Origin of the sequence: Curtobacterium subtropicum (assembly GCF_030362975.1) — a bacterium.
Classification (GTDB): Bacteria; Actinomycetota; Actinomycetes; order Actinomycetales; family Microbacteriaceae; genus Curtobacterium; species Curtobacterium subtropicum.
The window spans coordinates 1-26,841 of sequence record NZ_JAUCMM010000009.1 but is presented as its reverse complement, the minus strand read 5'-3'; the positions used below and the strand labels follow the sequence as shown (position 1 = coordinate 26,841).

Sequence of the window (26,841 nt, the reverse complement as noted above, 5' to 3'; positions counted from 1 at the left end):
CAGCAAGAGAGAAGAACATTGCTCGAAGCAACGTCATTTGACGCCATCCGGATCGGCCTCGCGACCGCCGAGGACATCCGTCAGTGGTCGTACGGCGAGGTCAAGAAGCCGGAGACCATCAACTACCGCACCCTGAAGCCCGAGAAGGACGGTCTGTTCGGCGAGCAGATCTTCGGTCCGTCCCGCGACTGGGAGTGCGCCTGCGGCAAGTACAAGCGTGTCCGCTTCAAGGGCATCGTCTGCGAGCGCTGCGGCGTCGAGGTCACCAAGTCCTCGGTCCGTCGTGAGCGCATGGGCCACATCGAGCTCGCCGCACCCGTCACGCACATCTGGTACTTCAAGGGCGTCCCGTCGCGCCTCGGGTACCTCCTCGACATGGCGCCGAAGGACCTCGAGAAGGTCATCTACTTCGCGGCGTACATGATCATCGACATCGATGAAGAGGGCCGTCACGCCGACATGCCCGGTCTCGAGAACGAGATGCGCCTCGAGATCAAGAACCTCGAGGGTCAGCGTGACTCGATCATCGCCGACCGCCTCAAGAAGCTCGAGGACGACCTCGCAGCGCTCGAGGAAGAGGGCGCCAAGGCCGACGTGAAGCGCCGGACCAAGGACACCGCCGAGAAGGAGATGTCCCAGGTCCGCAAGTCCTTCGACGAGGACATCACCCGCCTCGAGCGCGTGTGGGAGGACTTCCGCAACCTCAAGGTCGGCGACCTCAAGCCCGAGGACGCCGTGTTCCACGAGCTGCAGGACCGCTTCGGGATCTACTTCGACGCGTACATGGGCGCCGAGGCGATCAAGCTGCGGCTCGAGGCGTTCGACCTGGCCGCCGAGGCCGAGTCGCTGCGCCTGCAGATCGCGGAGGGCAAGGGCCAGAAGAAGATCCGCGCGATCAAGCGTCTGCGCGTCGTCAGCTCCTTCCTCGCCACCGGCAACTCGCCGGCCGCGATGGTGCTCGACGTCGTGCCGGTCATCCCGCCGGAGCTCCGCCCGATGGTGCAGCTCGACGGTGGCCGCTTCGCCACGTCGGACCTCAACGACCTCTACCGTCGTGTGATCAACCGCAACAACCGTCTCCGCCGCCTGCTCGACCTCGGTGCCCCCGAGATCATCGTGAACAACGAGAAGCGCATGCTGCAGGAAGCGGTCGACGCGCTGTTCGACAACGGTCGTCGTGGCCGCCCGGTCACGGGTACCGGCAACCGCGCCCTGAAGTCCCTGAGCGACATGCTCAAGGGAAAGCAGGGTCGCTTCCGCCAGAACCTGCTCGGCAAGCGCGTCGACTACTCGGGTCGTTCGGTCATCATCGTCGGCCCGCAGCTCAAGCTGCACCAGTGCGGTCTGCCGAAGCAGATGGCGCTCGAGCTGTTCAAGCCGTTCGTCATCAAGCGCCTCATCGACCTGTCGCACGCGCAGAACATCAAGTCGGCCAAGCGCATGGTCGAGCGCTCGCGTCCGCAGGTGTGGGACGTGCTCGAGGAGATCATCCGCGAGCGCCCCGTCCTGCTGAACCGTGCGCCGACGCTGCACCGCCTGGGCATCCAGGCGTTCGAGCCGCAGCTCGTCGAGGGCAAGGCCATCCAGCTCCACCCGCTCGTGTGTGCTGCGTTCAACGCGGACTTCGACGGTGACCAGATGGCCGTGCACCTGCCGCTGTCGGTCGAGGCCCAGGCCGAGGCCCGCATCCTGATGCTCGCCTCGAACAACATCCTCAAGCCGTCGGACGGCCGTCCGGTGACCCTGCCCGCACAGGACATGATCATCGGTCTGCACCACCTGACGACCGTCCGCGAGGGCGCGCTCGGCGAGGGCCGTGCGTTCTCGTCGGTCGCCGAGGCGATCCTGGCCAAGGACCAGAACACGCTGCACCTCAACGCGATGGTGAAGATCCGCATGTCGGGTGTCCACTTCGCCGAGGGCGAGGCGCCGGAGGGATACGAGGTCGGTCAGCCGATCCTCCTCGAGACCACCCTGGGCCGTGCGCTCTTCAACGAGACGCTGCCGGCGGACTACCCGTTCGTCCAGCGCGTCACCGACAAGGGCACCCTCTCCGCGATCGTCAACGACCTCGCCGAGCGCTACTCCAAGACCGAGACGGCCGCCGCGCTGGACCGGATCAAGGACGCGGGCTTCTACTGGGGCACGCGCTCCGGTGTGACCGTGGCGCTGTCGGACGTCGTGACGCCTCCTCGCAAGAAGGAGATCATCGCGGGCTACGAGGTCCAGGCCGCCAAGGTCCAGGGCGAGTTCGACAAGGGTCTGATCACCGACGCGGAGCGCCGCGCCGACCTGATCAAGATCTGGACCGAGGCCACGAACGAGATCGCGCAGGAGATGCGCGACAACTTCCCGATCGACAACACCATCAACCGCATGGTCTCGTCGGGTGCTCGTGGTAACTGGCTGCAGGTGCGCAACATCGCCGGTATGCGTGGTCTGGTGAACAACCCGAAGGGTGAGATCATCGCCCGCCCGATCATCAACTCGTACCGCGAGGGCCTGACCGTGGCGGAGTACTTCATCGCCACGCACGGTGCCCGCAAGGGTCTGGCGGACACGGCTCTCCGTACCGCCGACTCGGGCTACCTGACCCGTCGTCTCGTGGACGTGTCGCAGGACGTCATCATCCGTGAGGACGACTGCGGGACGACCCGTGGCCTCGAGCTCCCGATCGCGACCAAGGGCGAGGACGGCGGGCTCGTCCGCGACCCGCGCGTCGAGAACACGGTGTACTCGCGCACCCTGGCCGTCGAGGCCGTCGACGCGAACGGCACCGTGGTCGCCGAGGCCGGCTCGGACGTCGGTGACGTCCTGCTGGACACGCTGCTCGAGGCGGGTGTCGAGAGCATCAAGGTGCGCTCGGTCCTGACCTGTGAGTCCGCCGTCGGCGTCTGCGCGAAGTGCTACGGCCGTTCGCTCGCCACGGGCAACCTCGTCGACATCGGCGAGGCGGTCGGCATCATCGCCGCCCAGTCCATCGGTGAGCCGGGTACCCAGCTGACGATGCGTACCTTCCACACGGGTGGTTCGGCCTCGGCCGACGACATCACGCAGGGTCTGCCCCGCGTGACCGAGCTCTTCGAGGCCCGCACCCCGAAGGGCGCGTCCCCGATCGCCGAGGCCCCCGGCCGCGTCACGATCGAGGACACGGACAAGGGTCGTCGGATCATCCTCACGCCGGACAACGGCGACGAGCCGTTCATCTACCCGGTGCTCAAGCGTGCGACCCTCCTCATCGAGGACGGCCAGCACGTCGAGCTCGGCGAGCAGTTCATCGCCGGCACGGTGGACCCGAAGGAGGTCCTCCGGGTCAAGGGTGTGCGCGAGGTCCAGAAGCACCTCGTCAACGGTGTGCAGGACGTGTACGGCTCGCAGGGCGTGCCGATCCACGACAAGCACATCGAGGTCATCGTCCGCCAGATGCTCCGCAAGGTCACCGTCGTCGACCACGGCGACACCGACCTGCTGCCGGGTGAGCTCGTCGACCGGTCGCGCTACAACGCGCTGAACCGTGCGGCGCTGCAGGAGGGTCGCAAGACCGCCTCGGCTCGCCAGGAGGTCATGGGCATCACGAAGGCGTCCCTCGCGACCGAGTCGTGGCTGTCCGCCGCGTCCTTCCAGGAGACCACCCGCGTCCTCACGCAGGCGGCCATGGAGGGCAAGCAGGACCACCTCGTCGGCCTCAAGGAGAACGTCATCATCGGTAAGCTCATCCCCGCCGGGACGGGCCTCAGCCGGTACCGTGACGTGGACGTCGCCGCGACCGAGGAAGCCAAGGCGGAGCGGTACCCCAACCGCATCTTCGCCGACGACTCCTCGTTCTCGGACGCCGACCTGAGCTTCGTCGACTTCGACAGCTTCTCGTCGGACGACTTCACGCCGGGCACCTACAACTGAGCCTGAGCTGAACCCGGAAGGCCCCCGCATCCTCGGATGCGGGGGCCTTCCTCGTTGCTGAACCAGGGCCGGACGGGAGGCTCGTGGCGGGCCCGCCCCGTGCCTCCCGTCCGCCGGTCGGTCGGGTCTCAGGCGGTGCGGCCCTTCTCGTCGACCAGCGAGTACAGGCTGAGGACGTTGCCGTCGGGGTCGCGGACGTCGAACCAGTCGACGGCGCCGTCGACGCACTCGACCGGTCCGACGTCGATGCCGAGCGACCCGATGCGGGCGTGCTGCGACCGGACGTCGTCGACGCCGAAGCGGACGGTCGCGGGGCGTCGCTCGGCGTCGGCGTCGAGGTACAGCTGCAGCCAGATGCCGCCGATCTCGTACTCCACCACGCCGTCCTCGGGCTCGAGGTCCGGATCTGCCCGCTGGAACACTGCGCCGTACCAGAGGCAGGACGCCTCGATGTCGGAGACGGGGAGCCCCACGGTCACGCTCGTGATGTCCATGTCTCATCATGGCGCGCAGCGGCCCCGCACGTCGAGGGGTTCCTCGTGCAGGTGCCCAGGCCGCTGCACCGTTCTTCCTGCACGTGCCGGCACCTTCCTCCACAGGGCACGGCCGTGGACGTCCCGTCCACCGACACCCGGTCCGGACCCCGCGCCGACGTGCCGGAGCCGGAGCATCGACGCATGACGACCGCCAGCCGGACCACTCGGAACCAGTCGGTACCCCAGCACTGGGGGCACACGCCACCCCGTCGCCCCCTCGTTGTGGGACTGCGGGGGCCGGACCGGGCGGCCGTAGCGTGGACGGGCGCCGCGCCGCTGCGGGGCACACCCCCACGACCCGGTCTCGACCCGAAGGAGGCCCCGGGACACATGGCCACCCTGTCCGAGATCCTCATCCTCAACGGCGCACTGCCGATCGAACACCTCGACTCCATGACCGGCGACGAGGCGATCGACGAGCGTGCCATCCGTTCCCTGGTGGACCAGGGCGTCGTGAGCGAGGCGCAGTACATCACGGCGCGCGCGGCCTCGAACAACTCCCACACCGTGCCGCTGACCGACTACCCGGTCGACGGCACCGCGGTGTCGATGCTGCCTGCGGCGCTCTGCCGTCGCCACGGCGTGCTCGGCATCGGGTTCGAGGGCGAGACGCTCGTGCTGGCGATGGTGAACCCGTCGAACGTGCTCGCGATCGACGACGCCCGCACCGCATCGGGTCGCGCGATCAAGCCGCTCCAGGTGGAGGAGCGCGACCTCGTCAGCGCCCTCGACCGGTACCTGCGTGCGGACGACGAGCTGAACGACCTGACCTCGTCGCTCGAGGACCAGTCGGCCGTGCAGAGCCAGCAGCAGGTGGACCTGACCGACGGTGCGCTCGACGACGTCCCGATCGTCCGCTTCGTCAACCTGCTCGTGTCGCAGGCGATCCAGGACCACGCCTCCGACATCCACATCGAGCCGGGCGAGCACGAGGTCCGGGTGCGCTACCGCATCGACGGCGTGCTGCACGAGATGGCTCCCGCCCCGAAGAACATCCAGAACGGCGTGATCAGCCGGCTCAAGATCATGAGCGACATCGACATCGCCGAGCGTCGGAAGCCGCAGGACGGCCGGATGTCGGTGCGGCACGGCGGCCGGCAGATCGACCTGCGCGTGGCGACGCTGCCCACGGTGTGGGGCGAGAAGGTCGTCATGCGCATCCTCGACAACACGAACACGTCGCTGACGCTCAAGGACCTCAACCTGCTGGAGCAGAACTTCCAGGCGTACCAGCGGTCCTACTCGAAGCCGTACGGCATGATCCTGGTCACCGGGCCCACCGGTTCGGGCAAGTCCACCACGCTGTACACAACGCTCAACGCCGTCGCGAAGCCCGAGATCAACGTCATCACGGTCGAGGACCCGGTCGAGTACCGGATGGCCGGGATCAACCAGGTGCAGGTCAACCCGAAGGCCGGCCTGACCTTCGCGTCCGCGCTGCGCTCGATCCTTCGATCCGACCCGGACGTGGTGCTCCTCGGTGAGATCCGCGACCACGAGACCGCGCAGATCGCGATCGAGGCCTCGCTCACCGGGCACCTGGTGCTCTCCACCCTGCACACGAACGACGCCCCGTCGGCCGTCACCCGTCTGACGGAGATGGACATCGAGCCCTTCCTGGTCGGGTCCGCGCTCGACTCGGTGGTCGCCCAGCGGCTGGCCCGCCGGCTCTGCGACCGGTGCAAGGCCCCTGCCGTGTACGAGGCCGAGCAGCTGCACGCGCTCGGGTTCCTCGACCGTCCGGACGCGCCCGTGCCGGAGTTCTCCGCGCCGGTCGGGTGCGCCGTCTGCTCGAACACCGGGTACCGCGGCCGCATCGCCCTGCACGAGGTCATGACCGTGACCGAGGAGATCGAGCGCCTCGCGGTCGCGCGCGCCTCGAGCGCCGAGATCAGCCGCGTCGCCCAGCAGCAGGGCATGCTCACGCTCCGGCAGGACGGGTGGGAGAAGGTCAAGCTCGGCCTGACCAGCGTCGACGAGATCCTGCGCGTGGTCGCGTAGCCCGGGAGCACGAGGACGATGAACGAATCGGTGTACGACATCGAGGCCGGCGACGACCCCGTCGCCGGGTGGCACCCCGGGAGTCCGGGCAACGAGGTCGGTGGCCGTCGGGCTGCGCGGCTCGCGGCTGCTGCTGCGGCCGCTGCGGCGTCGGCGCACGCGGTGACGCCGACCGACATGGCCGCCGTGCCGACGTCGAGCAACGCCGTCTACGACCTGTCGACCGAGGGCGGCTGGGAGGCATCGGCTGTCTGGGGCGACCCGCTCGGCACGGTGGCCACGGGGACGACCCCGGCCGGTGGGTCGTCGTGGCCGCCGCCCGCCGGTGACCCCGTCGCCGTGCCGGTGGCGCAGCCGCAGGCCGCGCCGGCGACGCCCCCTGCGGCGGTCCCGCCGTCGACCGCGGCGTACGGGTACGCGGATGCGGTGACCGAGCACCTGCCGGTGGCGCCCGCGGTGGCGACCACGAGCCTCCAGACCGTCTCCCCGGGGGTGCCCGGTCGCACGATCACCGGCACCGCTGTCCCCGGGCCCGGGGTCGATCCCGCGTCACACCCCGAGATCGGCTTCACGCGCCACGCTCGCGAGGTCGCCGACGCCGACCTCATCACGGCTCTGTCGCAGGTCGTGTACCAGGGAGCGTCCGACCTCCACGTCACCGCGGACGCCCCACCCACCGTGCGGGTCGACGGGTCGCTGCGTCCCGCGGTGCCCGGGGGGCCGTGGGCGCGCAACAAGGTCATCGCCGCGCTGAAGACGCTGCTCACGCCCGAGCAGGCCGGCCAGTTCGACCACGAGCAGGAGCTCGACTTCGCGTACTCGCTCTCGCCGGAGTTCCGCTTCCGCGTGAACTACTACCAGCAGCGCGGCAACTGGGGCGCGGCGTTCCGCATCATCCCGACGAAGATCAAGACGCTCAAGCAGCTCGGCATCCCCGCGCACGTCGGGGAGTTCGCGAAGCTGCCCCGCGGACTCGTGCTCGTGACCGGGCCGACCGGCTCCGGCAAGTCGACGACCCTCGCTGCGCTCATCGACCTGGTCAACGAGACCCGTGCCGACCACATCGTGACGGTCGAGGACCCGATCGAGTTCATGCACGAGCACAAGAAGGCGATCATCAACCAGCGCGAGGTCGGTGCCGACACGCACTCGTTCGCCGCCGCGCTGAAGCACGTGCTGCGGCAGGACCCCGACGTCATCCTGATCGGTGAGCTCCGCGACCTCGAGACCATCTCCGTCGCCCTGACCGCCGCCGAGACCGGCCACCTGGTCTTCGCGACCCTGCACACGCAGAGCGCTCCCGGCACGATCGACCGCGTCATCGACGTGTTCCCGCCGCACCAGCAGGGGCAGATCCGCACCCAGCTGGCGGCGACCCTCGAAGGGGTCGTCTGCCAGACCCTCGTGCCGAAGGCGAACGGATCAGGCCGCGTCGTCGCCACCGAGATCATGAAGACGACGCCCGCGATCGCGAACCTGGTGCGCGAGGGCAAGACGTACCAGATCACCTCGGCGATGCAGGCCGGCCGCGACGCCGGGATGCACACGATGGACCAGGACCTCGCCGAGCTCGTCAACGTCGGTACCGTCACCCGGGCCGCGGCGATGGAGAAGGTGCACGACGAGGACGGCTTCGACCGGCTCGTGCAGCGCGTCGAGTCGCCGTCCGACTCGTCCGCCGCGGCGATCGCCGCCTCCGAGATCGACTTCGGCGACAAGTACTCCGGAGGCCACTGATGTCACTCGCGTTCGACTACCGGGGCCGCGACGGCGCCGGCAAGCTCGTCAAGGGTCGGCTCGACGCAGCGTCCGAGGGGGCCGTCGTGCAGCGGCTCCGGACGATGGGCGTCTCGCCGATCGCGATCACCGAGGCGAAGCCGGGCACCGGGCTGCAGACCGAGATCAAGATCCCGGGGTTCGAGAAGGGCGTCGGGCTCAAGGACCTGGCGATCATGTCGCGCCAGGCCTCGACCATGCTGTCGTCCGGGCTCTCGCTGCTGCGTGCACTCACGATCCTGGCCGACCAGACGGACAACAAGAAGCTCAGGGACATCCTCGGCAAGGTCCGTGACGACGTCGAGCGGGGCGTCTCGTTCTCCGACGCCGTGGCGAAGTACCCGGTCGACTTCCCGCCGATCATGATCAACATGATCCGAGCCGGCGAGACGGGCGGGTTCCTGGACCAGGCGATGGACTCGATCGCGACGAACTTCGAGAAGGAGCACAAGCTCCGGTCGACGATCAGGTCGGCCATGACCTACCCGGTCGTGGTGCTCGTGATGTCGCTGCTGGCCGTCGTGGTCATGCTGATCTTCATCGTGCCGATCTTCCAGAAGATGTTCTCGTCGCTCGGGGGGCACCTCCCGCTGCCGACCATGGTGCTCGTCTACGCGTCACACGCAATGGTCTACGTCGGCCCGGTGCTGCTGGTCGGCGCGATCGCGATCTGGCTCTGGTGGCGGGCCAACAAGAACACGGACCGTGTGCGGGGGCTCATCGACCCGGTGAAGCTCAGGCTGCCGGTCTTCGGGCAGTTGAACCGGAAGATCGTCATCGCACGGTTCGCCCGGAACCTGTCGAACATGATCGGCGCCGGCGTCCCGATCCTGCAAGCGCTCCAGATCGCGGGCGAAGTGTCGAACAACTTCGTCGTGGAGCGCGCTCTCGGCCGCGTTTCCGAATCGGTCAGGAAAGGTGAATCGATCGCGGTGCCGCTCGATCGCGAAACGGTCTTCCCGAAGATGGTCTCGCAGATGGTGGCGGTCGGCGAGGACGCCGGATCGCTCGAGGTCATGCTCGAGAAGATCTCGATCTTCTACGACAACGAGGTCGAAGCGACGACGGAATCCCTCACGGCATTGATCGAACCGCTGTTGATCGCATTCCTCGGCGTCGTTGTGGGCGGGATGATCGTCGCGCTGTACCTCCCGATCTTCGAGATCACCTCGCTCGTCAAGTAACTCGACGGCGCACGCCCTCCGTTCGGGGGTTCGTCAGGAATCCCGCACCCCCGGTACTGGGGGCATTTCGCAACGCAGATCACCCCCGTTCTCGGGATTATGCCCGGAAAAGGCCGTCAATACGCTTGCCAGCGGCGGCGGAGCACTCTGCGGCACATCCCCATCGCATTCCCCAGAAGAATGGAATCCACCATGTACTTCGCTCTCATGGGCAAGCTCGACGCTCGCCGCAAGGGCCTCCTCGAGGACAAGGAGAAGGGCTTCACGCTCATCGAACTCCTGGTCGTCGTGATCATCATCGGCATCCTCGCCGCGATCGCCATCCCGGTGTACCTGAACGTGCAGAACAACGCGAAGGACGCATCGGCGAAGTCGGACATCCAGAACGCGAAGACGGCGGTCATCGCCGCGTACACGGCGAACAATGCCTTCCCCGCAAACCTCAGCAACCTCAGTGGGTACAGCCCGAGCGGAACCTACGAGTCCGGTAAGGGCGCCGCTCCGTCGCTCGTCCGTTCGAACGCGACCAACGGCACGTTCTGCATCCAGGTCACGAGCAACTCCACCAAGCAGTTCTACGTGGACCAGGACGGCGGCGCGAAGGACGGCGCCTGCCCGTCCGTGACCCCGTAGTCCACCAACACGTGCCGGGCTCGCCTCGAACGGGGCGGGTCCGGCTCACTGCCGGAACCAGCTGTCTCACGGAGGTGATCTCGTGCAGCGACTCTCGACACTCGTCGACGAGGCACGCAACCGTGACGACGGGTTCTCGATCATCGAGGTGCTCGTCGCCATGACGGTGTTCGCGATGATCGCCGCCGGTGTCGCGATGGGGATCGCGAGCTCGCTCTACCTCGCGCACGGGTCCCGCTCGCGCGAGGTCGCCATCAACCTGGCGCAGGACGCCATCGACCGTGCGCGGACCTCGACCAACCTCTTCGGTGTGGTGGACGGTACGTCACAGCGGACGGTGGGCGGAGTCGACTACTCGATCACGCAGACAGCGCGTTGGGTCGCCACCGCGGGAGCCGCCAACGCCTGCGGCGCCGGCGGTGGCCCGCTGGCGTACAAGCGGGTGTCGATGACCGTCAGCTGGACGGCGGGCGGGCGCGGCGACGGACAGTCCGTCTCGATGAACAGCCTCGTCGCTCCGCCCACGTCGGTCACCGCTCCGAACCTCGGGACGATCATCGTCGCCGTATCCCGGGTGGACGGCAGCGGGAACTCCGGCGTCAGCGTCGGCATCAGCCCGAACCGCACGAACCCGAACGGGGCCACTGCCATCACGTCGACGATCGCGGCGACCGACGTGACCGGGTGCACGTACGCCCTCAACGTCAAGCCCGGGTCCTACGACGTGACGCTGTCGAAGTCCGGCAACATCGACGACGGTACGTCCTCGGGATCGCTCGGCGCGCAGACCGGGACCCCCTCGACCACCGTGCGCGTCCAGGCCAACCAGACGTCCTCGGCGACGTTCAACTACGACGATGCGCTGACCGTCGCCCCCCAGTGGATCGACCCGAACGCCAGCACGACGGCGTTCACCGCGCCGTCGTCCGCGCCCGTTTCGCTCCGTCGGAAGACCGCTGACTTCGGACCGTACGCAGCCGGCACGACCGCGCAGGTGTTCCCGTTCACGGACGGGTACAAGGCCGTTGCCGGCACCCCCGCCGCCTGTGCGAGCACCGATCCGGAGAACTGGACGACGGCCAACGGTGCGTCGGTCGCCCCGCGGGGCGTCGGACAACCCCTCGTGGGGACGAACGCCGTCAGGGCGCCGGTGCAGATCCTCACCGTGAAGCTCGCGGGGAACGGTGACAACGCGCTCACCGCGACGACGACCGCGCCGACACCGAACTCGGGGGATCCGGGCTGCGCGACGGCCGCGAGCTACACCTTCAGCGGCCTCCCCGCCGGCGGCACGGTCACCATCGCGCTGCCGTACGGCACCTACACGCTGCAGTCCGGCTCCGTGACGCGGATCCTGGGCGGGGTCATCACGATCTCGTACTCGGGCGGGGCCCCCACCGTGTCGCCTGCAGTCGGCGTGTCGGTCTCGGGGAACAAGGTCCTGCTCGACCCGAGGCGCGCACCGTGATGCGCGTGTTGCGGCGGCTGCACCAGGACGATCGCGGCGTCTCCCTCGCGGAGCTCATCGTCGTGCTCAGCGTCACGACGCTCGTGCTCGCGATGGTCGGGGCGTTCTTCGCATCGGTCTCACGTGCTTCGAGCACCGCGACCGGGGTCGACTCGAACACCCGCGTTGCCTCGACGGCGATGCGCGAGATGCAGCGCATGTTCCGTGTGGCGTCCAACAACCCCGTGGCCAGCGGGGTGAACACGCAGTACGCGTTCCAGTACGCGTCGGCGACGTCCGTCCGCTTCTTCGCCTACATCAACCTGAACTCGACGGTCGACGTGCAACCGGTCGAGGTGCAGTTCACGCTCGATCCCACGAGCGGCACGATCACCGAGACGAAGTGGAACGGCACGCCGACCGACATCACGCGCAGCTACTTCGACTTCCCGCGTGCGAGCACACCGACCCTCCCGAACACGCCGACGTCGACGCTGAGGCTCGCGGAGTCGGTCGTCCCCACGACGCTGTTCACCTACCGCAACGCTGCGAACGTGGTCCTGACGCCGACGGCGAACGGCCTCAGCGCCACGGACCTCCAAGCCGTCACCTCGGTGTCGATCGGGCTCACGGTGGGTGAGCGCGACGCGACCAGACCGTCGGCAGCCAACAACGTCACGCTCACGAGCACCGTGGGCATGCCCAACCTCCGGAGCTGATCGTGCGGCGGACACTGAACGCACTCCGCGCGGCGGACGACGACCGAGGGGTCGCGCTCGTCGCTGTGCTCGGCATCGGCATGATCGTCCTGATCCTGGCGGCGACGATGATGGGCATCGCGACCACGGGCGCGACGAAGACGTCCTCGGATCGCGACTACGCGAACGCAATGGCAGCCGCGTACGCCGGTCTCGCCGAGTACCAGTCGCGGGTCAACGCCGACAACACCTACGCGACGAAGTACGGCGACGCCGGTCAACCGTTCAGCACCGGAGACACCTTCCCGAAGGGCACCGGCGGCAACGCCGCCTTCACCAGCTGGGTGGTGGTGCCGGACTCGTCGGGTTCGGGCGGGGCCTCGTCGTACCGGTACGCCGTGGACAACAGCATCTACGGGCAGCAGGGCATCGTGCGCGTCCAGGTGACCGGTAGGGCCGGGAGCACGACGCGGACGCTCGTCGCCAACGTGAAGCCGGACGGCTTCTCGAACTACCTCTACTGGACCGACTTCGAGTCCGGCGACCCCGACATCACCGGGGAGACCTGCACGAACGTGTACCAGAACGCGGACTTCACCGCGAGGCCGTCGAACGGCGGCTCTGCCTGCAGTCGCATCCAGTTCCAGGACGGCGACGTGTTGAACGGTCCGATCCGCTCGAACGACATGATGCTCATCTGCGGCGGAACGTTCATGAACACGGTCCAGTCGGCGCAGGGTTGGAGCAACCGCGTCTGCAGCCCGACGCGAACGCCGTCGTTCAAGTACTACAGCGGCTACCAGCCCGAGGTTGTCGGTTCGTACACGCCGCCGTCGACAGTCAGCGCCGGTCGCGATCGCATGTACTCCGACGACTCCACGGTCACCGGCACCTCGCCGGGTACCGGGTGCCTCTACACCGGGCCGACACAGATCACGTTCCTCGGCAACGGTCAGATGAAGATCCGCTCGCCGCTGACACTCGCGACGAACCTGCAGAGGACGTCGCCGTACGGATCAGCACCGTCCAAGTGCGGTGCCATCTCCGACCTCCAGGGCGCAGGGGCGACCGTCAGCACGAGCCTGCTGGCCAACAACCTCGTCTACGTCCAGGACGAGCCCGCCAGTGCAGGCAGCGGCAGCTCGACCAACCCGAACTACTACTTCTCGAGGTACACGACGTCGAACGCCCCCTCTGCGTGCATGAAGACGCCGTCGGTGACGGACAACGGGCTGGGCTTCCCGTTCCGCGGTTCCATCCCCGGCTACTCGGGAACGTACTCGGAGTCGAAGCCGAGGGACGCGCAGGGCAACTCGATCGCGTTCAGCACGGCGTACGGCTGTTCGAACGGTGACCTCTTCGTGTCCGGCAAGGTCGATGCGTCGATCACACTCGTCGCCGAGAACTACGTCTACATCACCGGCGACCTCCAGTACACGACGAACCGCGCGGCGTCGACCGTCGCCGGCATCGTCGGGCAGGAAGCCGTGATGGTGTGGAACCCGATGTACGTCTCGGGCGGCACGAGCTACCCGTTCCTCACCGACGACCGAACGGTGTCCGGCGCGATCCTCTCCAACCAGGGCACCTTCACCGTCCAGAACTACGCGTACGGCGGCGATCGAGGGACCCTGACCCTGAACGGGTCGATCGCCCAGCGGTACCGCGGCGCGGTCGGCAAGGGGAACAACGGGTACCTGAAGGCGTACGGGTACGACTCGAGCCTCACGAGCTACACGCCTCCGTTCTTCCCACAGCCCGTGGTCACGACGTACAAGGTGACCTCGCAGATCGAGGTCGCACCGGCCTACGACCCGAACGGCAGGGCGCTGTGACGGTCCTCGCCCTCATGACCACGGTCGGCGGGACGATCGGGCTCGCGATCGGATCGTTCCTCAACGTCGTCGTCCACCGGGTGCCTGCCGGGGTGTCCGTCGCGGCGCCCGCGAGCACCTGTCCGAGGTGCGGCCACCCGATCCGTGCCCGCGACAACGTGCCGGTGCTCTCCTGGCTCCTGCTCCGGGGCCGCTGTCGAGACTGCGCCCTGCCCATCTCCGTGCGGTACCCGCTCGTGGAACTGGTCACGGCGCTCCTCTTCGTCGCGGTGGTGGTGCGGTTCGGACCGACCGTGGTGTCCGCTGCGGCACCGCGTCTCGTCGTTGCCGCCGTCCTGGTCCTCGGAGCCCTGCTCTACCTCGTGTCGATCTCCGTGGCCCTCGCACTCATCGACCTCGACGTCCACCGACTCCCGAACGCACTCGTCCTGCCGGCCTACCCCGTGATCGGGGCGCTCCTCGTCGCGGCCAGTGCGCTCGACGGTGACTGGCCGGCCCTGGGCAGAGCGCTGGTCGGTCTCGTCGGGCTCGGCGGCGGGTACCTCCTGCTCGCACTCGCGGTTCCCGGTGGGATGGGGCTCGGGGACGTCAAGCTCGCTGGAGTCCTCGGCTTCGTCCTCGCGTACCTCGGATGGGGACCCCTCACAGTGGGAGCTTTCGGCGCCTTCGTCCTGGGCGGTACGTTCGCGATCGGTCTCCTGACGACCGGGCGCGCGAAGCGTCGAACCGGCATCCCCTTCGGCCCGTGGATGCTCGTTGGTGCCTGGATCGGCGTGTTCGCCGGCGAGGCCGTCCTCGGCGGGTACCTCCAGTTCACAGGCCTGGCCTGAGGAAGGACCTGACATGGTCAAGAGTGTGGTCGGCGTCGACATCGGCGGGGAGAGCATCCGGGCAGTGGAGGTGGTGAACCCCGACAAGCCGGCGGCGACGATCCAGCGCATCGCGGAGGTCTCCCTCGTCTCGGGGTCCACCAAGCGAGGCGAGGTGCTCGAGCCGAACACGGTCGCCGCCAGCCTCCGAGAGCTCTGGAAGCTCGGCCGGTTCCGGTCCAAGGACGTCGTGCTCGGCGTGGGCAACCAGCGGGTGCTGTCACGCGACCTCACGGTGCCTCGCGCTCCGCTCGCGCAGATCCGCGAATCACTGCCCTTCCAGGTCCAGGACATGCTCCCGGTCCCGGTCGGTGACGCGATCCTGGACTTCTACCCGGTCTCGGAGACCGACGGACCGGACGGACCGCTCGTCCACGGTCTCCTCATCGCCGCGGTGAAGGACGCGGTCCTCGCCAACGTGCGTGCAGTCCAGTTGGCTGGCTTGAACCCGGTCGGCGTGGACCTCATCCCGTTCGCGCTCTCCCGCGTCTACCTGCCGGCCGCCAAGTACCCGGGGACGCACGTGCTCGCCGAGATCGGAGCGAACACGACGACGGTGGTCATCGCGACGGACGGTGTGCCCCAGTTCGTCCGGATCATCCCCACCGGAGGGGACGGACTGACGCAGTCGCTGGCTACCGCCCTGGACATCCCGGTCGAGCAGGCCGAGGCAGTGAAGCGGTGGATCGGCCTCGGTGATCGCGCGCAGACCGCAGACGACCTCCGCGCAGCATCGGTCATCCAGGAACTCGCAAGCGAGCTGCTGACGAGCCTCCGCAACACCGTCAACTACTTCACGAGCACCCGCGAGGGGTCGGTGATCACGAGTCTGGTCATCGCCGGCGGTGGTGCAAGTCTCCCGGGCTTCGCAGAAGCCCTGCAGGGCCACACCCGGATCCCCGTCGTCCTGGGCGATGCGATGTCCGACGCCGCCATGAGCCGGTTCATCCGTCGAGAAGACGTCACCTCGCGCGGCAGTGCCGTCGCCGTAGCCTGGGGCCTCGCCAACGGGAGCAGCGCAGCATGACCAAGATCCTCGAACTGCCGAAGCGACGTGGTGCCGCGACACGGGAGAGCCGCATCGCCGCCGAGACCGCGCAGCGGACGAAACGTCAGGGGAAGACCGCGGGCGGATCGCTCGTGGTCGGTGGCGTCCCGTCCGTCGACCTCCTGCCCACCGAGGTGCACGTCGATCGTCGTGAACGCGCCGTCGTGCGGCGCGCTTGGCTGGCCGTCCTGATCCTGGCGATCGCCGCCGCCACCGCAGTCGTCCTGGTGTCGATGCTCGCGGCGCAGGCCGATGCACAACTGGAGCAGGCACGGCAGGAAACGGGAGCCCTCTTGCTCCAACAACAGCAGTTCCGTGACGTCCGCGCGATCGAGAAGCAGTCGGAGCTCCTCCGTGCGGCGCAGGCCGTCGGCGGGTCGACCGAGGTCGAGTGGCAGCCGACGTTGCAGCGGATCCAGGACCTGCTCCCGTCCGGCGTGACGATCACCGGAGTCCAGGTCGATTCCGCCACCCCGCTCGAGGCCTACCCGCAGGGGACGAGTCCGCTCCAGGGGCAGCGCATCGCGACCCTCACGATCGATGCCGCGAGCACCACGCTGCCGTCCGTCCCGGCATGGCTCGACTCGCTGAAGGGCATCCCGGCCTTCGTCGACGCGAATGCGAACTCGGTGACCCTCGACGCCGCGACGAACGTCTACACGGTCGACATGACCATCCACCTCGACGATGACGCGTTCAGCGGCGAGTACGACCTGAAGGGCAAGTCGTGAGCAGGAACAAACTGATGCTGATGCTCGCGTCCGTGGCAGCCGTCGTGGTCGTGGTCGGGGCGTTCTTCCTCGGCGTCCAGCCGCAGCTCGACCGGGCGACAGCCGCCAGCGCGGAGCAGGCTTCCGTCGAGCAGACGAACCGCACGACCCGTGAGGAGCTGGAGCGGTTGCGGGAGCAGGCGGAGACGCTCCCCACGATGCAGTCCGACCTGGCGGCTTTGCAGGCCTCGGTCCCCGATTCCGCCGCGGTGGCTCCGTTCATCACAGAACTCAATGCGACGGCCGAGGCGAGCGGTGTCAAGATCGCCTCCATCACCGTCGGCGATGCGATGGAGTACGCGCCGCCCGCGTCGTCGAGTACCGACGCCGGTACGGCCACCGACGCCGGTACGTCCACCGATGCCGCGTCGGCCTCCCCGTCGGCGTCCCCATCCCCGACTGCGACGCCCTCTGTGCCGAAGTCGCCAGGCGTGACCACGAACGGCAGCATCACCGCGACGAACTTCTCGGTGATCCCGGTCTCGGTGTCGGTCGACGGCGAGTTCTCCGAAGCGCTCGCCTTCGTGAAGGGGGTCCAGTCAGACCCTCGCCTGTTCCTGGTCGACTCGATCTCCTCGTCGCTCGCCGAGGCCTCGTCGTCCGACGCAGCGGCCGGATCAGCGGCGCCGACGTGGACCTTCAGCGGGACGATCTACGTGTTCAAGGACGCCGCCTCGACGCAAGCCGAACAGGCCGCGGCAGCGTCCTCGTCGAGCGCCTCGACGAACGGCTGACGCCCCTCCGCAGAGCCCCCCACGAAGTGGGTGCGACACGCCACGCCGCACCCGCTTCCGCGACACCCGTCGGTGTGCCTACGATGCTCCCGACGCCGCACTCGCGGCTGCTCACACCCCTCTCGGACGGTCGCCTCAGGACGGCCGTTCCTCGTCGTGCCCGGAGTCGCGCGTGTTTGTCGGAATCGTGGAGTTCCTCGGTTGGTTCGGAGCAGTAACCGTTCTCGCAGGTTACCTGCTGTTCTCGCTGGGCAAGATCCCGAACGGGCCGCTCTACCAGTCCCTCAACCTGGTCGGCGGGCTGTCCGTCGCCATCAACGTCGCTGCGCACCACGCGGTCCCGTCGACGATCGTGAACGGCGTCTGGGCCGTCATCGCCGTCGTGGTCCTGGTGCGCATGGGCCGCGCGCGCCGGGCCGCCCGACGGGGAGTCCCCGAGTCCCCGACGGTCGCCGTCCTGCACGTCGAGCCCCCGACGACGACCGCCGTCCTGCCGGTCGTCGGGCCGGCGCTGCGCGACCACGAGGCGGCGCCGGCCGAGAGCCGGCCCGAGGCGGAGCCGGGGGAGGGCGAGCGTGCCGAGCCGCGCCTCCAGGACGACACCGTGTCGACGCCCGTCGCCCCCATGACCGAGTCCGTCCCGGTCATCACCGCGACGATCGCGCTCGCGCTCGTCGCGGCCGCGCAGCAGCACGAGCAGCAGCAGCACGAGCAGCGGGACGAGCAGCAGCAGCACGACCAGCGGCAGCACGACCAGCGGCAGCCCGAGCAGCTGCACGAGCTCGAGCGCGCCCAGGAGCACACCGCCCGCTGACGCGGCGACGCCGGGCCCGTCATCCAGGGTGCCCGGCAGTACGATCGAGCCATGTCCCGGTGGCTGATCGCGACGATGACGTCGGTCCTCTTCATCGCGCTCGTCATCGCGGTGATGGGCTTCGAAGCCCTCCTCGCGGACGTCGAGGCGATCCCGCAGCCGGACGCGAGCCCCTACCTCGGACCGACGATGGTGGTCGCGGCGGCCGCGGTCGTGTTCCTCGCGACGGCCGCGGGCATCCGCGAGGGAAACCCCGGCGTCACCGGACTCGTCGCCGCTGCCGGCACCTACTTGGCGATGCTCGCGACGGGGGCGGTGGGCTACTCGATGTCGCGTGGTGACGGCACGGAGCTGCTCGTCTTCCCCGCGGGCTCCGCGCTGAGTCCGTTCGTGGTCGGCTCGGTGGTCGTCGCGCTGCTCTGCGTCCTCGGCGGGGTGTCCGCCGCCCGCCACCAGGCTCGCCAGCGTTCCGCGGACGCAGCTCCCGGCGGGGAGGGTGACCGGCGCTGAGTCCGGTCGCTCGCGAGCGGATCGTCCCCGACCCGCTCGGGCAAAGGTCCTTCGCCGTCCACAGCCCGGTCGGGTGACACCGCCCGGCGGTAGGATCCCGGAGCAGGCACAGGCACGACGGGGGACGCATGACCGACAACCAGCCGGACGGGTGGGCACGGGTCCCGCACGTCGACACGCTCCGCGGCACGCAGGAGCCGCCGGTGGCCGTCACCGTCCCGGCTGCATCCCGTCCGCGTCGCCGCATGCGTCGCGGTGCACTGGTGGGCATCATCGCCGGCGGTGCGGCCACGGTGCTGCTGCTCGCCACGGGCGTCGTCGGGTACGCGGTCCAGTCCTCCTCGCACTCGGCCGACCGGCCGGTGCGCGCCTTCCTCGACGACCTGACGGCCGGCCACGTGGACGACGCACTGCGCCTGGCGGGTGTCGACCACGACGACGCGGACGTCCTGCTGACCGACGCCGCCTACGCGAAGGCCACCGACCGCGTCACCGGCTACCGCATCGCGGCGACGCGCACCGACGGTGACACCGCGACCGTGCGCGCCTACCTGCGGCAGGGCGGCCGGGACGTCGCGTCCACCTTCACGCTCGACCGCACGGGGACCGACTGGGGGGTCTTCCCCGTGTGGGAGCTCCAGGCTCCCGACCTCGGACGCGTACAGGTCTCGGTACGCGGCCCGGGCGGCACGCCGGTCGAGGTCGCGGGTCAGCGCGTCCGGACGTCCGACGACGGCATCGCCGACCTGATCGCACTCCCTGGCTCGTACGCCGTGACGGTCGACGGCGGCAAGTGGTTCACGGCAGCGGGTGCGACCGCCCGCATCTCCGGCTTCGACGGGACCAGCTCGGCCCCGGTCTCCATGACGACGGAGCTCACGGACGACGGTGAGCAGGCGGCGCAGCAGGCGGTCGACCGCTGGGTCGACGGCTGCATCGCCTCCACCGACCCGGCCCCCGCGGGCTGCAGCTTCTACGCCTACGGCGAGGACCCCGCCTATACGTACACGAACCAGAAGTGGACACTCGAGCAGCGTCCGCAGGTGACGGTCGGCGGGTGGCTGTCGCGCGGGTGGGCGGTCTCGACGACGAGTCTCGGTCGCGCCACGTTCACTGCCGACATCTCCGGGCCGGGCGGCGTCGGCACGGCCTCGGCGGGGCCGATGAACGTCAACGCGAGCGGCTACGTCTCCGGCTTCTCCGACGCCGGAGCGACGTTCGAGTCCGCCATCGGCAACGGTTCGTCCGACACCGGCTCCTGACACGGACGCGCGCCCAGGTCGCCGGCCTGGAGGCCCGTCCCACCACCGCGGACCGCTCCGGCCGGGCGGTCGACGGTCCGGGGGCCCGCCTCGCCACACCGGCGTCGGCCTGCTCCGGGCGCGACGCGCCCGGATTGATTTCGCCGTGTGACGCGGGTAGTCTCTACCGGGTGTGCGCCCTCGGGCGCGCCCGAAATCCCGGGTCACCCTCGTCGACCTCGACGAGACCGTACCGGGTCATCCATCCCACGACCTCCCTCCGCCGTCAGGCGGTGATCAGCGTGGGATGAGGAAGCCGACGGAAGGCGTCGGCCAGAGCACGAGCGAAGAACCAGGAGAACAGTTGCCTACCATCCAGCAGCTCGTTCGCAAGGGTCGTACGCCCAAGGTCGTCAAGACCAAGGCGCCGGCACTGAAGGCGAACCCCCAGCAGCGTGGTGTCTGCACCCGCGTCTACACCACCACCCCCAAGAAGCCGAACTCGGCCCTGCGCAAGGTCGCTCGTGTGAAGCTCTCGAACGGCACCGAGGTCACGGCCTACATCCCCGGTGAGGGCCACAACCTGCAGGAGCACTCGATGGTGCTCGTCCGCGGCGGTCGCGTGAAGGACCTCCCCGGTGTGCGCTACAAGATCATCCGCGGTGCCCTGGACACCCAGGCCGTCAAGAACCGTAAGCAGGCCCGCAGCCGCTACGGCGCGAAGAAGGGTTGAGATAGATGCCTCGTAAGGGTCCCGCCCCGAAGCGTCCCGTCGTCGCCGACCCGGTGTACGGCGCGCCGATCGTCTCGCAGCTCGTCAACAAGATCCTCCTGGACGGCAAGAAGGGCCTCGCCGAGCGCATCGTCTACGATGCACTCGAGGGCGTCTCCGCCAAGAACCAGCAGGACGCCGTCGCGACGCTGAAGAAGGCGCTCGACAACGTCCGTCCGACCCTCGAGGTCCGCAGCCGCCGCGTCGGTGGCTCGACCTACCAGGTCCCGGTCGAGGTCAAGCCGCACCGCGCGAACACCCTCGCGCTCCGCTGGCTCACCTCGTACGCCAAGGCCCGTCGCGAGAAGACGATGACCGAGCGTCTCATGAACGAGATCCTCGACGCGTCGAACGGTCTCGGTGCCGCGGTCAAGCGCCGTGAGGACACCCACAAGATGGCCGAGTCGAACAAGGCCTTCGCCCACTACCGCTGGTAATCCCGGCTCGGTAGTCCCGGCTCCGATCGGGCGTCGGTGGTCACGCACCGCCGACGCCCGCCCGGGCGCCAACCTCTCCTACAACTCTTCCGGAGGAACCTGTGGCACAGGACGTGCTCACCGACCTGAACAAGGTCCGCAACATCGGCATCATGGCGCACATCGATGCCGGCAAGACCACGACGACCGAGCGCATCCTGTTCTACACGGGCATCACGCACAAGATCGGTGAGGTCCACGACGGCGCTGCCACGATGGACTGGATGGCGCAGGAGCAGGAGCGCGGCATCACGATCACGTCGGCCGCGACGACCTGCTTCTGGGACAACAACCAGATCAACATCATCGACACCCCCGGTCACGTGGACTTCACGGTCGAGGTGGAGCGTTCGCTCCGCGTCCTCGACGGTGCCGTCGCCGTCTTCGACGGCAAGGAGGGCGTCGAGCCCCAGTCCGAGACCGTGTGGCGTCAGGCGGACAAGTACGACGTCCCCCGCATCTGCTTCGTCAACAAGATGGACAAGCTCGGCGCGGACTTCTACTTCACCGTCGACACGATCATCAACCGCCTGGGTGCGGAGCCGCTCGTGCTCCAGCTCCCGATCGGTGCCGAGAACGACTTCGTCGGCGTCATCGACCTCATCGAGATGCACGCCAAGGTCTGGCCCGGCGACGCCAAGGGTGACGTGACCATGGGCGCCCAGTACGAGGTCCAGGAGATCCCGGCTGACCTCAAGGACCGTGCCGAGGAGTACCGCGCGAAGCTGATCGAGCGCGTCGCCGAGACCGATGACGCCCTGCTCGAGAAGTTCTTCGGCGGCGAGGAGCTGACCAAGGACGAGATCAAGGGCGCGATCCGCAAGCTCACGATCGCCTCCGAGGTCTACCCGGTCCTGTGCGGCTCGGCCTTCAAGAACCGCGGCGTCCAGCCGATGCTCGACGCGGTCATCGACTACCTCCCGTCCCCGCTCGACGTGCCGCCGATGATCGGCCACGACGTCAAGGACGAGGAGAAGGAGATCATCCGCAAGCCCGACGCCACCGAGCCGTTCTCGGCCCTGGCGTTCAAGGTCGCGGTGCACCCCTTCTTCGGTCGTCTGACCTACGTCCGCGTGTACTCCGGCTCGATCGAGTCCGGTGCCCAGGTCATCAACTCGACCAAGGGCAAGAAGGAGCGCATCGGCAAGATCTTCCAGATGCACTCCAACAAGGAGAACCCGGTCGACAACGTGACCGCGGGCCACATCTACGCGGTGATCGGCCTCAAGGACACCACCACCGGTGACACGCTCTGCGACCCGACCGACCAGGTCGTCCTCGAGTCGATGACGTTCCCGGAGCCGGTGATCGAGGTCGCCATCGAGCCGAACACGAAGGCCGACCAGGAGAAGCTCTCCACGGCCATCCAGAAGCTCGCGGAAGAGGACCCGACGTTCCGCGTCGAGCTCAACGCCGAGACCGGTCAGACGACGATCAAGGGCATGGGCGAGCTCCACCTCGACATCCTCGTCGACCGCATGAAGCGCGAGTTCAAGGTCGAGGCGTCGGTCGGCAAGCCGCAGGTGGCCTACCGCGAGACCCTGACCAAGGTCGTCGAGCGCTACGACTACACGCACAAGAAGCAGACCGGTGGTTCCGGCCAGTTCGCGAAGGTGCAGATCGCCCTCGAGCCGATGGAAGTCACGGCCGAGAAGGTCTACGAGTTCGAGAACGCCGTCACCGGTGGTCGCGTCCCGCGTGAGTACATCCCGTCGGTCGACGCCGGTATCCAGGACGCCATGCAGGTCGGCATCCTCGCCGGGTACCCGACCGTCGGTGTGAAGGCCATCCTCAAGGACGGCGCGGCGCACGACGTCGACTCGTCCGAGATGGCGTTCAAGATCGCCGGTTCCATCGCCTACAAGGAGGCCGCCCGCAAGGCCGGCCCCGCCATCCTCGAGCCGATCATGGCCGTCGAGGTCCGTACTCCTGAGGAGTACATGGGCGACGTCATCGGTGACCTGAACTCCCGTCGTGGCCAGATCGCCTCGATGGAGGACGCCTCGGGCGTCAAGGTGGTCCGCGCGAGCGTTCCGCTGTCCGAGATGTTCGGCTACGTCGGGGACCTCCGGTCCAAGACCTCTGGTCGTGCGGTCTACTCGATGACCTTCGAGACCTACAGCCAGGTCCCGGCCAAGGTCGCCGAGGAGATCATCGCGAAGAACAGCGGAGAGTAACGCTCCGGCGTTCTCTCCACAGGCGAGGGTGCCCGGCGACGGGCCCCTCGTCACCAAGTACAGTTAGACACACACCCTGCACGCCAACGGTTCACCGAACCGGGGGCATGCTCTCCGAGTCCTGAGGAGGACCCACAGTGGCCAAGGCCAAGTTCGAGCGGACCAAGCCGCACGTCAACATCGGAACCATCGGTCACGTCGACCACGGCAAGACCACGCTCACGGCGGCGATCACCAAGGTTCTGCACGACCAGTACCCGGACCTCAACGAGGCCCGTGACTTCGCTCAGATCGACAGCGCTCCCGAGGAGCGCGACCGCGGCATCACGATCAACATCTCGCACGTCGAGTACCAGACCGACAAGCGCCACTACGCGCACGTCGACGCTCCGGGTCACGCCGACTACGTCAAGAACATGATCACCGGTGCGGCGCAGATGGACGGCGCGATCCTCGTGGTCGCCGCCACCGACGGCCCGATGCCCCAGACGCGTGAGCACGTGCTGCTCGCCCGCCAGGTCGGCGTCCCCTACATCGTCGTCGCGCTGAACAAGTCCGACATGGTGGACGACGAGGAGATCCTGGAGCTCGTCGAGCTCGAGGTCCGTGAGCTCCTCGGCTCGCAGGAGTTCGACGAGGACGCCCCCGTCGTGCAGGTCTCGGCGCTCAAGGCGCTCGAGGGCGACGAGAAGTGGGTCAAGTCCGTCCAGGACCTGATGTCCGCCGTCGACGAGAACGTCCCGGACCCGGTGCGCGCCACCGACCAGCCGTTCCTCATGCCGATCGAGGACGTCTTCACGATCACCGGTCGTGGCACCGTCGTCACCGGTCGTGTCGAGCGTGGCACGCTGGACCTCAACTCCGAGGTCGAGATCGTCGGCATCCGCCCGACGCAGAAGACCACGGTCACGGGCATCGAGATGTTCCGCAAGCTGCTGGACAAGGCTGAGGCGGGCGACAACACCGGTCTCCTCATCCGTGGCCTCAAGCGCGAGGACGTCGAGCGCGGCCAGGTCGTCGTGAAGCCGGGTTCGGTCACGCCGCACACCGAGTTCAAGGCGAACGCGTACATCCTGACCAAGGAAGAGGGCGGTCGTCACAACCCGTTCTACGCGAACTACCGTCCGCAGTTCTACTTCCGCACCACGGACGTCACCGGCGTCATCACGCTGCCCGAGGGCACCGAGATGGTCATGCCCGGCGACACCGTCGCCATGTCGGTCGAGCTGATCCAGCCGATCGCCATGGAGGCCGGCCTCCGCTTCGCCATCCGTGAGGGTGGCCGCACGGTCGGCGCCGGTACGGTCGAGGAGATTGTCAAGTAACTCCCGGTTCTCCGGAAGACACTGCGTCAGCGGGGTCGGGCCTTCGGGCCCGGCCCCGCTTCGTCGTTCCCGGCGTGGCCCCGGTCCGCTCCTCCGGCGCGGCCTCGGATCGTCTCCCGGTGACCGGTCCCAGGCAGTGACGGGCAACATCGTCCGGGTGACCCGTCTCCGCCGCTCCGCGACCAACGGTCGTGGGTACCACCGTGTCCGCAGCGGCAAGGGCTTCTCGTACCGCGACCCGGACGGCGCGACGGTGACCGACAAGGACGTCCGCAAGCGCCTGGACGAACTCGTCATCCCGCCGGCGTGGGACGACGTCTGGATCTCGCCGTACGACAACGGGCACATCCTGGCGACGGGGATCGACGGGGCCGGCCGGCGGCAGTACATGTACCACCCGGGCTGGCGTGAGCGGATGGACCGGATCAAGTACGATCGCGCGCTCGCACTCGCCGAGTCGCTGCCGTCCGCCCGTCGGATGGTGACACAGGACCTCCGACGGCCTGAGCCCGATCGGCGACGTGCTCTCGCCGCGGCCTTCCGGATGCTCGACCAGGGTTCGCTCCGTGTCGGGTCCGAGCGCTACGCGACCGAGCACGGCAGCCGCGGCCTGTCGACGCTGCTCTGCGCGCACGCCCACGTGTCCGGCGACGACATCGAGCTCGACTTCCCGGGCAAGAGCGGGCAGGAGTGGTCGTCCACCATCCACGACCACGACCTGGCGCGGGTCATCGCCGGGATGAAGCGACGTGGCCCGACCGCCCGACTGCTGTCGTTCCGTGCCGAACGCGGTGCCGACTGGGAGCCCCTCGCGGCGGAGGACATCAACGAGTACGTGAAGGAGCGCGCCGGCGACGAGTTCACCGCGAAGGACTTCCGGACCCTGCACGGCACCGTGGCCGCCGCGGTCGACCTGGCACGCACCGGCCCGCAGCCGAGCGAGGCGAAGCGCAAGAAGGCCGTCTCGCACGCCGTCAAGGCCGCCAGCGAGGAGCTCGGCAACACCCCGACGGTGTGCCGGCAGAGCTACATCGACCCGCGGCTGCTCGACGCCTACCAGCACGGCGAGACCATCGACCCCGAGCGCCTGCACGCGGCCGAGTCCGAGGTACGCGCCCTGCTCTACCGACAGTGACGGACGGGGGCGGTTCATGACGTACGGTTGGACACCGTGCCCGACCTCCCCCACCCGGGCACGGAAGGACCCCTCCCAGTCGTGACCGACGAGTGCATCCACGGTTTCCCCACCGAACTCTGCGACATCTGCTCCCCCCGACAGGCCGAGGTGCCTGCCGTCCCCACCACACCGACCCCCCGTCGGACCCGCATCACCACCGACCTCCGCTCCACCCCGGCTCCCGCGCGCGGCTCCTCGTCGCTCCGCTCGCCGGCCGCTCCCGAACTGCCCGAGCCCCGTGTCTTCGCGTCGCTCCGGGCACACCACGCCACCCACGTCGACAACCTGCCGTCGATCGTCGCCGAGGGTGCGATCCTCGCCGCCGACACGGCCACCCCGGCCGTCGACGTCAGCTCCGCCGAGACGCGTGCCGCGCGCGCCGAGGCGACTGCGCCGGACGGTGGCCCGGTGTCCGGTCACGTCTCGTTCACGCTCTCGCCCGACGCCACGCGCTGGGACGAACTCCGGCGCGGGGCCGAGGGCTCCCGTTGGTCGGACGCCGCCCGTCGCACGCGTGCCACGGAGTACGTCGTCCTCGTCGTGCCGGTGTCCGCCTTCGGTGCATCGGTGATCGTCGCCGACCAGGACGCCGAGGCCGACGACGTGCGCTTCGCGGTCGGACCCGAGGCGGCGACGAACCTGATCCGCCGCACGGACTTCACCGACCCGGAGATGCACGGTCTCGAGCTGCTCGCCGGGCCCCGCGTGCCGTTCTCGTCGGTCGCCGTCATCGGCGTGCCGAACGACCGCGTCCGGCAGCAGGTCAAGTCCCTGCTCGCCGAGCACCGCGTCACCGGCCCGCGCGTCGCGGTGTTCCCGCCGTGGTTCGTCCCGCCGGTGTCCGAGGAGTCCTGACCGCAGACCCAGGACCAGTGCACCGTCGTGCCCGCTCGGCCTGTCCGAGCGGGGCCCCCCCCG

22 protein-coding genes are annotated in these 26,841 nt (G+C 68.7%); 21 read left to right on the top strand and 1 reads right to left on the bottom strand.

Annotated features, from left to right (window positions below):
• Window positions 1-18 precede the first annotated feature (18 nt).
• Window positions 19-3,900: a DNA-directed RNA polymerase subunit beta' gene (locus QUG98_RS12585; protein WP_289470863.1), complete on the top strand. Its 3,882-nt coding sequence runs from the start codon at window positions 19-21 to the stop codon at window positions 3,898-3,900.
• Between the two features lie 128 nt (window positions 3,901-4,028).
• On the opposite strand, the gene QUG98_RS12580 is transcribed toward QUG98_RS12585, so the two are convergent.
• Complete coding sequence (locus QUG98_RS12580) at window positions 4,029-4,394, bottom strand: VOC family protein (protein ID WP_058728464.1); 366 nt, start codon at window positions 4,392-4,394, stop codon at window positions 4,029-4,031.
• Between the two features lie 372 nt (window positions 4,395-4,766).
• Between QUG98_RS12580 and QUG98_RS12575 the strand changes: the two genes are divergently transcribed.
• The 20 genes from QUG98_RS12575 (at window position 4,767) to QUG98_RS12480 (ending at window position 26,778) form a co-directional block, all read left to right on the top strand.
• A complete protein-coding gene (locus tag QUG98_RS12575; RefSeq protein WP_289470862.1) occupies window positions 4,767-6,437 on the top strand; it encodes a GspE/PulE family protein in 1,671 nt (556 codons plus the stop codon).
• 18 nt (window positions 6,438-6,455) lie between these two features.
• Window positions 6,456-8,174, top strand: a complete 1,719-nt coding sequence (locus tag QUG98_RS12570; protein WP_289470861.1) for a type IV pilus twitching motility protein PilT — start codon at window positions 6,456-6,458, stop codon at window positions 8,172-8,174.
• On the top strand, window positions 8,174-9,397 hold the full coding sequence (locus QUG98_RS12565; RefSeq protein WP_289470860.1) for a type II secretion system F family protein: 1,224 nt from the start codon (window positions 8,174-8,176) through the stop codon (window positions 9,395-9,397). The genes QUG98_RS12570 and QUG98_RS12565 overlap by 1 nt, the downstream gene beginning before the upstream one ends.
• 192 nt (window positions 9,398-9,589) lie before the next feature.
• Window positions 9,590-10,030, top strand: a complete 441-nt coding sequence (locus QUG98_RS16600; RefSeq protein WP_353067849.1) for a type II secretion system protein — start codon at window positions 9,590-9,592, stop codon at window positions 10,028-10,030.
• Window positions 10,031-10,112: 82 nt separating this feature from the next.
• Window positions 10,113-11,498 carry a type IV pilus modification PilV family protein gene (locus QUG98_RS12555; protein WP_289470859.1) on the top strand — a complete coding sequence of 462 codons (1,386 nt, stop codon included), beginning with the start codon at window positions 10,113-10,115 and terminating at the stop codon, window positions 11,496-11,498.
• On the top strand, window positions 11,495-12,196 hold the full coding sequence (locus QUG98_RS12550; RefSeq protein ID WP_289470858.1) for a type II secretion system protein: 702 nt from the start codon (window positions 11,495-11,497) through the stop codon (window positions 12,194-12,196). Before QUG98_RS12555 ends, QUG98_RS12550 begins: the two co-directional genes overlap by 4 nt.
• Before the next feature lie 2 nt (window positions 12,197-12,198).
• Window positions 12,199-14,010, top strand: a complete 1,812-nt coding sequence (locus tag QUG98_RS12545; RefSeq protein ID WP_289470857.1) for a hypothetical protein — start codon at window positions 12,199-12,201, stop codon at window positions 14,008-14,010.
• Window positions 14,007-14,840 carry a prepilin peptidase gene (locus QUG98_RS12540; RefSeq protein ID WP_434533443.1) on the top strand — a complete coding sequence of 278 codons (834 nt, stop codon included), beginning with the start codon at window positions 14,007-14,009 and terminating at the stop codon, window positions 14,838-14,840. The genes QUG98_RS12545 and QUG98_RS12540 overlap by 4 nt, the downstream gene beginning before the upstream one ends.
• Window positions 14,841-14,853: 13 nt before the next feature.
• Entirely contained in the window at window positions 14,854-15,906 is a 1,053-nt protein-coding gene (gene pilM, locus QUG98_RS12535) for a type IV pilus assembly protein PilM (protein WP_289470856.1), read from the top strand.
• The gene (locus QUG98_RS12530) at window positions 15,903-16,658 is read left to right on the top strand and encodes a hypothetical protein (protein ID WP_289470855.1); all 756 of its coding nucleotides are present in this window, start codon (window positions 15,903-15,905) and stop codon (window positions 16,656-16,658) included. The genes pilM and QUG98_RS12530 overlap by 4 nt, the downstream gene beginning before the upstream one ends.
• The gene (locus tag QUG98_RS12525) at window positions 16,655-17,431 is read left to right on the top strand and encodes a hypothetical protein (RefSeq protein ID WP_289470854.1); all 777 of its coding nucleotides are present in this window, start codon (window positions 16,655-16,657) and stop codon (window positions 17,429-17,431) included. Before QUG98_RS12530 ends, QUG98_RS12525 begins: the two co-directional genes overlap by 4 nt.
• A gap of 172 nt (window positions 17,432-17,603) precedes the next feature.
• A complete protein-coding gene (locus tag QUG98_RS12520) occupies window positions 17,604-18,245 on the top strand; it encodes a CBU_0592 family membrane protein (protein ID WP_289470853.1) in 642 nt (213 codons plus the stop codon).
• A 51-nt stretch (window positions 18,246-18,296) separates the two neighbouring features.
• Window positions 18,297-18,755 carry a DUF6121 family protein gene (locus tag QUG98_RS12515; protein ID WP_289470852.1) on the top strand — a complete coding sequence of 153 codons (459 nt, stop codon included), beginning with the start codon at window positions 18,297-18,299 and terminating at the stop codon, window positions 18,753-18,755.
• Window positions 18,756-18,883: 128 nt separating this feature from the next.
• Window positions 18,884-20,017 (top strand): hypothetical protein, encoded by a 1,134-nt coding sequence (locus QUG98_RS12510; RefSeq protein WP_289470851.1) that lies wholly within the window; start codon window positions 18,884-18,886, stop codon window positions 20,015-20,017.
• A gap of 343 nt (window positions 20,018-20,360) precedes the next feature.
• A complete protein-coding gene (rpsL, locus tag QUG98_RS12505) occupies window positions 20,361-20,729 on the top strand; it encodes a 30S ribosomal protein S12 (RefSeq protein WP_058728453.1) in 369 nt (122 codons plus the stop codon).
• A gap of 5 nt (window positions 20,730-20,734) precedes the next feature.
• The gene (rpsG, locus tag QUG98_RS12500; RefSeq protein ID WP_058728452.1) at window positions 20,735-21,205 is read left to right on the top strand and encodes a 30S ribosomal protein S7; all 471 of its coding nucleotides are present in this window, start codon (window positions 20,735-20,737) and stop codon (window positions 21,203-21,205) included.
• Window positions 21,206-21,306: 101 nt separating this feature from the next.
• Window positions 21,307-23,421 (top strand): elongation factor G, encoded by a 2,115-nt coding sequence (fusA, locus tag QUG98_RS12495; RefSeq protein WP_126890947.1) that lies wholly within the window; start codon window positions 21,307-21,309, stop codon window positions 23,419-23,421.
• A gap of 137 nt (window positions 23,422-23,558) precedes the next feature.
• Entirely contained in the window at window positions 23,559-24,746 is a 1,188-nt protein-coding gene (gene tuf / locus QUG98_RS12490; RefSeq protein WP_058728450.1) for an elongation factor Tu, read from the top strand.
• 157 nt (window positions 24,747-24,903) lie between these two features.
• Complete coding sequence (locus tag QUG98_RS12485; protein WP_289470849.1) at window positions 24,904-25,881, top strand: DNA topoisomerase IB; 978 nt, start codon at window positions 24,904-24,906, stop codon at window positions 25,879-25,881.
• Between the two features lie 81 nt (window positions 25,882-25,962).
• A complete protein-coding gene (locus tag QUG98_RS12480; protein ID WP_289470848.1) occupies window positions 25,963-26,778 on the top strand; it encodes a DarT ssDNA thymidine ADP-ribosyltransferase family protein in 816 nt (271 codons plus the stop codon).
• Window positions 26,779-26,841: the final 63 nt, after the last annotated feature.

Bases quoted from the DNA above. Each gene is read 5' to 3' on its own strand.
- QUG98_RS12530 (WP_289470855.1), top strand. From the start codon at position 15,903: ATGACCAAGATCCTCGAACTGCCGAAGCGACGTGGTGCCGCGACACGG.
- pilM (WP_289470856.1), top strand. From the start codon at position 14,854: ATGGTCAAGAGTGTGGTCGGCGTCGACATCGGCGGGGAGAGCATCCGG.
- QUG98_RS12510 (WP_289470851.1), top strand. From the start codon at position 18,884: ATGACCGACAACCAGCCGGACGGGTGGGCACGGGTCCCGCACGTCGAC.
- QUG98_RS16600 (WP_353067849.1), top strand. From the start codon at position 9,590: ATGTACTTCGCTCTCATGGGCAAGCTCGACGCTCGCCGCAAGGGCCTC.
- QUG98_RS12570 (WP_289470861.1), top strand. From the start codon at position 6,456: ATGAACGAATCGGTGTACGACATCGAGGCCGGCGACGACCCCGTCGCC.
- QUG98_RS12580 (WP_058728464.1), bottom strand. From the start codon at position 4,394: ATGGACATCACGAGCGTGACCGTGGGGCTCCCCGTCTCCGACATCGAG.
- QUG98_RS12565 (WP_289470860.1), top strand. From the start codon at position 8,174: ATGTCACTCGCGTTCGACTACCGGGGCCGCGACGGCGCCGGCAAGCTC.
- QUG98_RS12515 (WP_289470852.1), top strand. From the start codon at position 18,297: ATGTCCCGGTGGCTGATCGCGACGATGACGTCGGTCCTCTTCATCGCG.
- QUG98_RS12575 (WP_289470862.1), top strand. From the start codon at position 4,767: ATGGCCACCCTGTCCGAGATCCTCATCCTCAACGGCGCACTGCCGATC.
- rpsG (WP_058728452.1), top strand. From the start codon at position 20,735: ATGCCTCGTAAGGGTCCCGCCCCGAAGCGTCCCGTCGTCGCCGACCCG.